The sequence below is a fragment of the [Phormidium] sp. LEGE 05292 genome (assembly GCF_015207735.1).
In the GTDB taxonomy this organism is placed as follows: domain Bacteria; phylum Cyanobacteriota; class Cyanobacteriia; order Cyanobacteriales; family Aerosakkonemataceae; genus Floridanema.
Genome location: NZ_JADEWG010000017.1, coordinates 69,562 through 76,558 on the forward strand (window position 1 = coordinate 69,562; position 6,997 = coordinate 76,558).

Here is a 6,997-nt window from a genome sequence, read left to right on the forward strand (position 1 = left end):
TAGCTTTTTACCTCTTTCAACTGTTCCATCATTTCTGCTGCGTTGCACTAGCCCTAAACTTAATAATTAATTTAACTTAGAGGATATAACATTTATTCCTAACTCTCAGACTTTTTCATAAATTTGCTAAATTGCACTAACATGAAGTACTCAACTTTTAACTAACAACCAAAATGATGAATCCCAAATAACCATTACCCTGGAGTCCCAGGAGTCCCCCAGCCCCCAGCCCCCGATCCGTAATACAAAGATTTTTGTTTGAATGTTACCTTAGAGAAAGCCCCGAAAAAATTGGGCAAAGTCTTAGAATGCTTATGAACAAAGTAGTAGTTGGCCTCTCCGGTGGTGTAGATAGTTCTGTTGCAGCAGCCCTGCTGTGTAATCAAGGATATGAAGTAGCGGGGTTGACCCTTTGGTTAATGAAAGGCAAAGGTCAATGTTGTTCTGAGGGGATGGTCGATGCTGCTTTCATTTGCGAACAGCTGGGCATTCCTCACCATATTGTCGATAGCCGGGAAGTTTTTCAAACCTATATTGTTGATTTTTTGGTAGCAGGGTACAGCGAAGGTATCACCCCTCTACCCTGTTCTCAATGCAACAAAACGGTAAAATTTGGCCCGATGCTGCAATATGCTCAAGAAAAATTGGGCATTAATAAAATTGCCACTGGTCACTATGCCCGAATTACTTACAATCAGGAAACAGGTCGCTATCAGTTGCGACGGGCAGTTGATTTAAGTAAGGATCAATCATACTTTTTGTATGACCTGCCCCAAGAATTGTTGGCAGCTACAATCTTTCCTTTGGGCGACAAACTGAAAACAGAAACCAGAAAAATTGCGGCAGAATACAGTTTAAAAACTGCTAGTAAGCCGGAAAGTATGGATTTGTGCTTGGTTGAAAGCAATGGTTCCATGCGGGCGTTTTTGGATAAATACATTACACCGCAAAAAGGAGAAATTGTTGACGAGTCCGGCAAAGTTTTAGGACAGCATGATGGTGTTCATCACTATACAATTGGACAGCGCCGAGGTTTAGGAATTGCTGCGGCTGAACCTTTGTATGTGATTGGTTTAGATGCTGTCAGAAATCGTGTAATTGTTGGTACTCGTGATAGTGCAAATCAAACAGAATGCACTGTACAAAGAGTTAACTGGGTTTCAATAGCTGAACCATCTGCACCGATTCGTGCTGAAGTACAAATTCGTTATCGTTCTTCAGCAACTCCTGTAACAGTAATTCCCCTGGGAAATTCCCGTGTCAAATTAGTGTTTGATGAACCCGAATTTAGCATTACTCCCGGACAAGCTGCGGTTTGGTACGACGGAGATATAGTGTTGGGTGGGGGAGTTATTGAGAGGGGGACTGGGGAATAGGGACAAAGGGACAAGGAGACAAGGGGACAAGGGGAATTTTTACCTTCTACCTTCTGCGCCTCTGTCTTCTAACTTTGTTGGTTTAAGCAATTGAGTAAATCATCTAAACTGGAAAAGTCTATTTGGGCATCGATCAAGGCTATTAATTGGGGAATTGATAAAGTGTGAATTTTTTCTGCTAATTCAGGGGGGATTTCTCCAAAGCGTCGTGTTAGGATGCGAAAAAGTGCGATCGCTTCCCCTCGCTGTAATCTTCGTTGCAATCCTTACTCAAGAATATCTTGGTAAATTAGAGATTCTCGCATCAGTTCCTCCCGAAATAATCAACGAATTAAACTTTTTTCAAATCGCAAACCCGCTAGAATTTCAGCTGCTGCGGCTAGACTTTGCTATAAAAATTGTCAGTTTTTAATTTGATTTGGTAACTAAATTAATTTAGATTAAAAATGTTCACATAGATTGGTAGGATCATTTCTTGGAGCAACAATGGGATAAACCTAAATTAATATGAGTCATACGACCGATGGCATAGCCCCTCATGGTGGTCATTTAATCAATCGCATTGCTACAGCACAGGAAAAAGCAGAATTTCTTGCCCAAGCAGATGTTTTACCCCGTGTCCAACTCGACGAACGTAGCTATAGTGACCTTGTAATGATTGCCATTGGTGGCTTTAGTCCCCTGAATGGTTTCATGCAGCAAGCAGACTACGAACAAGTTGTTACTGATATGCGCTTGGTGAACGGACTACCTTGGTCAATTCCCGTTACTTTATCGGTATCAGAAGAAGTCGCAGAACCTTTAAAAGAGGGAAATTGGGTGCGTTTGGATGATCCAGACGGGCGGTTTGTGGGTGTTTTGGAATTAACCCAAAAATATCGCTACAACAAAGCCCATGAAGCTATTAATGTTTATCGCACTGACGATATCAAACACCCAGGCGTACAAGTTGTTTATAATCAAGGGGCAATTAATTTAGCTGGCCCAATTTGGTTATTACAACGCGATGCCCATCCTTATTTTCCCAAATACCAAATTGATCCAGTAGAATCTCGCAAATTGTTTAAAGAAAAAGGTTGGAAAACAGTTGTAGGTTTCCAAACTCGTAACCCTATCCATCGCGCCCATGAGTATATTCAAAAATGTGCCTTGGAAGTAGTTGATGGGTTATTTTTACATCCTTTGGTTGGTGCGACTAAAGAAGATGATATTCCGGCTGATGTGCGAATGCGCTGTTATGAAATTATGCTGGAACATTATTTCCCCAAAGACCGAGTAATTTTGGCAATTAATCCGTCTTCGATGCGTTATGCTGGGCCAAGGGAAGCAATTTTTCACGCCTTAGTTCGCAAAAACTATGGCTGTACTCACTTCATTGTGGGGCGGGATCATGCTGGTGTGGGTGATTATTACGGCACTTATGATGCTCAGTATATCTTTGATGAGTTTGAGCCTGGGGAGTTGGGCATTGTGCCAATGAAGTTTGAACACGCTTTTTACTGCACTGTGACTCAAGGTATGGCAACGACGAAAACGAGTCCTAGTAAGCCGGAACAGCGAATTCATCTTTCAGGAACTAAAGTCCGGGAATTGCTGCGTAAGGGTGAACTTCCACCGCCAGAATTTTCCCGTCCAGAGGTAGCCGCAGAATTAGCAAAGGCAATGCGAGTGCCTGTGGAGGCTTAATTGTTAGGTAGTGGGTACAATACTTTTTGGTCAAAGGGTAAAAATCTTTAACCTCTTCCCATTACCAACTACCAACTACCCACTACCAAGTAATGTCGTTGCGTGTAACAAATCAAATAATTAATAACATGATGAAGCGCAGGACTTTTTTACAAAAATCTGGTATAGTTTTGGCTGCGTTGGGCTTAAGTCAGGCTGGATTGTCTTTGTTGAGCGATCGCTATTATCAAGCTTTAGCACAGTCTAGTCCGCGCAAGTTGGCTTTGCTAATTGGGATTAACCAATATTCATTCGGTACTCCACTAACAGGATGTGTTACCGATGTGGAATTGCAACGGGAACTTTTAATTCACCGTTTTGGTTTTCATCCCAGCGATATCCTCACTATTACAGACCAACAAGCTACTCGGCAGAATATTGAAACCGCTTTTTTAGAACATCTCACTAAGCAGGTAAAACCGGGTGATGTGGTGGTTTTTCATTTTAGTGGTTATGGTAGTCGTTTCGCGAAGGCGGCGGTACAAGAAAGCGAAAATTTAGGGGAACAAAAAAACCAGGGAGAATCTCCGGTAACTAATTTGTTATTGCCTGTTGATGGGATGATTCAAATTAAAAATCAGCCTGTGGTTAATGCGTTGACGGAAGATACTTTGTGGTTGTTGTTGCGATCGCTCTCCACTGACTTATTAACTTCTGTTTTAGATACCAGTTATACTGACGGTGGGATTATTTTACAAGGCAATCTGCGCGTTAGGTCTAGACCATCAATTATTACTGGAGAAGTTACCCAACAAGAGTTTGCTTTCCAAGACCAGCTTAAACAAAATTCCCAAATAATTAGCCCAAATACTGGCATCGTTTTAGTTGCTGCAAAACCAGAACAGGTAGCCACGGAAGGGCAAATAGATGGTTTTAATAGTGGATTTTTTACTTACGCCTTAACTCAGCACCTTTGGCAAGCTACTCCCGCTAGTACTGTACAAATTAGCTTAAATCGAGTTGCTGGAACTGTTGAGCAATTAGTAGGAAATAAACAAGAACCGCAAATTTATCGTCAAACTAATTCTAAACAAAATTCACTGAATTATCATGTTTTATCTCAACCAATGGTAAGTGCTGATGGTGTAGTAACGGCAGTGGACGAAAACAGTAAAACTGCTCAATTATGGCTAGCAGGATTACCTGCAAAAGTGTTACAATATAATATTAATTCTTTATTTAATGCCGTAACAGAACTAAATTCATCTAATCAAGTTACGCCTCCTCTACAACTAGCGATTCGTTCCCATGAAGGTTTAAAAGCTAAGGCGCGAATTAATTCTATTAATCCTAATGAAATTAATAAACTACAAGTCGGACAATTAGTTCAAGAAGCCGTAAGAGTACTGCCTCATAATATTAATTTAACTGTGGCATTAGATAGTTGTTTAGCCAGAATTGAAAGAGTAGATGCTACTAGTGCTGTTTCGGGAATTCCTCATGTAACATCAGTAGTGGCAGGAGAACAGTCTGCTGATTGTTTGTTAGGTCGAGTTTCTACTACTGAGTCAGTGTTAGCGCGTGCAGAGTCTGAGTCTGTTAGCGGATTATCTACGCCATTACCTAAGATTAGCTATGGTTTATTTTCTCCTGGTTTGGAACCAATTCCTAATACTTCTGGAGAAGCAGGAGAAGCAGTAAAAACAGCTGTTAATCGTTTGGTACCAAAATTGCACACTTTGTTGGCGGCGAAGTTGTTACGCTTAACAGCAAATGAGGGTTCTTCGCGGTTGGGAGTACAAGCTATTTTAGAAACGATCGCACCTAACGAACAAGTCTTAATGCAGCGAAGTACAGTGAGGGCATCTTGGCCTACTCCTACGGTTAGTATATCATCAACTGCATCAAAAGAAGGAATCACTAAATTACCAATTAACAGTTCAATTCAGTACAAAATACATAATTATGGCGATGCTCCTATTTACTTTATTTTATTGGGAATAGATGCTAATGGTGGTGCGATCGCGCTACTTCCTGCAAGGTCTAAGCCAAATCTTAATGAACAAGGTAGCAACACTTTTGCTACTGAAGTAATTAATCCCGGTGAAACTATAAATTTCCCCCCAACAGACAGTCCTTTTAAATGGGTTGTGCAAGGGTCTGCTGGAGTGGTAGAAATTCAATTAATCTTCAGTCGTGCGCCTTTTTCCCAGACTTTAGAAACTTTGGAAAGTGCGAAAATTTCTGATTTTGGTCGTTTAACTAATTTACCAAATCCTTTAGAAGTGGCAAAGGCAATTTTAAATGATTTACACCAAGCTAGTGGTAGCATGATTGATGCGATCGCACCATCCCCTGATACCTGGGTTTTGGATGTGAATAATTGGGCAACTTTCAGCTTTATCTACCAAATAGTTTAATAACATGAAAAATCATCTTTTTCTAGCTAAATTAGCTGTTTTTGGAATGCTGTTTTTTCCTGTTAATGCAAATGCACAAGCAGAAATACAAGGATTTTTGTTAACAGTTAATACACCCAAAATTATCGCACAAAGTATGTCGGCGCAGGAAGGTCGAGAACTGGAAACATTACGAAAAGAAAGGGAAGTTCGTAATTTAGTTCAAGCAGAAGTCGATCGCGCTTTTAGTCACACCACAACTTTAATTAATATTCTTATATTGGTAATTATTTTATTTCCAGTATCTATGGTGTTGAGTCTTTGGTTGTTACGTCGTAGTATAATTAATCAATTAGTTACTGAAATTAAACTAGAATTACAAACAGAAAGAGAAAAACAAATTGCTGCTTTTCAACAAGAAATCAAACAATGGATGAGAGAATATATTACTTATTTCTCGCAATTACAAACTTCGACTAACACTCATCCTGATGTTGCAGACAATTATGTTAGTCAATCCTCAGAAAATCAGCAAATTGTTAATTCTGAAATAACTGATTTTATTCCCGAAGCAGCTCAAACTTCAATGCCACAATATCAAAATGAAAATTTTCATTTAAATGATAATGAGAACACTGTAGCACCAGAATTAGAGTGCAATGAAACTCAAACTTTGACTTTTGAAGATTATTTAAATTTAGGTAATAGTTATTTAGCAAAAAGTCGCTATCAAGAAGCTATTGACGCTTACAATGCAGCTTTGAAAATAGAGCGCAATTCCGCAGAAGTTAGATATCAAAATGCTAAAGCTTATGCTTTGCGAGGTAGTATAAATCCAGCGATTGGAAATTTGCAGTGGGCGATCGATCTCGATCCAGAATACAAACATATTGCCCAAACAGATCCAGCTTTTGCTTATATACGTAATGATGAGCAGTTTCAACAATTAGTTAATGATTAATAAAAACTTACCGCGAAAGTTAAGTTATATCGATTAATAATTATTGCAAAAAAACATTGTTTTATTATATAAAGACTTATCAAATAAACTATTAATTTACCAGTTACGGCAGAAGATTTTGATGCAAAACTGGCAATAAACTTTAAAGATTATTTATAAACAAGTTAAAATTTTGTCTACATTTTGTATATTTGACAGCTAATGACTCTGGTTTTAAGCGATACTTTTAAAGTAAATACAGTGACGAATCCTTGACAAAAAACAACTATGCGGGTAACAAATGCTCTCTTAAGTTTGCCCGGTAACTTGGTATAGATTTACAGGAGGTGTTTCTAATGAAAATAGAACGACCGAACTCTAAATTACCTACTCCTGAAGAATTGCAAGACTTAGAAAAACTCAAAATAGCTATTGAGCAAGTCATTGCCAATGGCAAATTTAGTAAAGCAGAGTGCGAGAGAATTAAAGGCATGATGTGGGCAGATGGCAAAATTACCCCAGAAGAATTAGAGTTATGCCGCACTATGATTTACAGCAAAATTAGTGCAGGTGAACTGGAGTGGGAATATTAGGGGACTGGGGACTAGGGACTGGGG

At 39.2% G+C, this 6,997-nt stretch carries 6 protein-coding genes; 5 read left to right on the forward strand and 1 reads right to left on the reverse strand.

Translation table 11 applies throughout. The annotated features are described in order from the left end of the window. The first annotated feature begins 314 nt into the window (after positions 1-314). Positions 315-1,376 carry a tRNA 2-thiouridine(34) synthase MnmA gene (gene mnmA, locus IQ264_RS07525; protein ID WP_193980130.1) on the forward strand — a complete coding sequence of 354 codons (1,062 nt, stop codon included), beginning with the start codon at positions 315-317 and terminating at the stop codon, positions 1,374-1,376. Positions 1,377-1,444: 68 nt separating this feature from the next. On the opposite strand, the gene IQ264_RS07530 is transcribed toward mnmA, so the two are convergent. Next, on the reverse strand, positions 1,445-1,639 hold the full coding sequence (locus tag IQ264_RS07530; RefSeq protein ID WP_193980132.1) for a DUF4351 domain-containing protein: 195 nt from the start codon (positions 1,637-1,639) through the stop codon (positions 1,445-1,447). A 244-nt stretch (positions 1,640-1,883) separates the two neighbouring features. On the opposite strand from IQ264_RS07530, the gene sat reads away from it, so the two are divergent. From sat to IQ264_RS07550, 4 genes are all read left to right on the forward strand, one after another. Further along, positions 1,884-3,062, forward strand: coding sequence for a sulfate adenylyltransferase (gene sat / locus IQ264_RS07535; RefSeq protein WP_193980134.1), 1,179 nt, complete (start codon positions 1,884-1,886; stop codon positions 3,060-3,062). 128 nt (positions 3,063-3,190) lie between these two features. Then, positions 3,191-5,461: a caspase family protein gene (locus tag IQ264_RS07540; RefSeq protein WP_228061353.1), complete on the forward strand. Its 2,271-nt coding sequence runs from the start codon at positions 3,191-3,193 to the stop codon at positions 5,459-5,461. 4 nt (positions 5,462-5,465) lie between these two features. Then, positions 5,466-6,401, forward strand: a complete 936-nt coding sequence (locus IQ264_RS07545; RefSeq protein ID WP_193980136.1) for a tetratricopeptide repeat protein — start codon at positions 5,466-5,468, stop codon at positions 6,399-6,401. Positions 6,402-6,736: 335 nt separating this feature from the next. Next, positions 6,737-6,973, forward strand: coding sequence for a hypothetical protein (locus IQ264_RS07550; protein WP_193980138.1), 237 nt, complete (start codon positions 6,737-6,739; stop codon positions 6,971-6,973). The last annotated feature ends 24 nt before the right edge of the window (positions 6,974-6,997 follow it).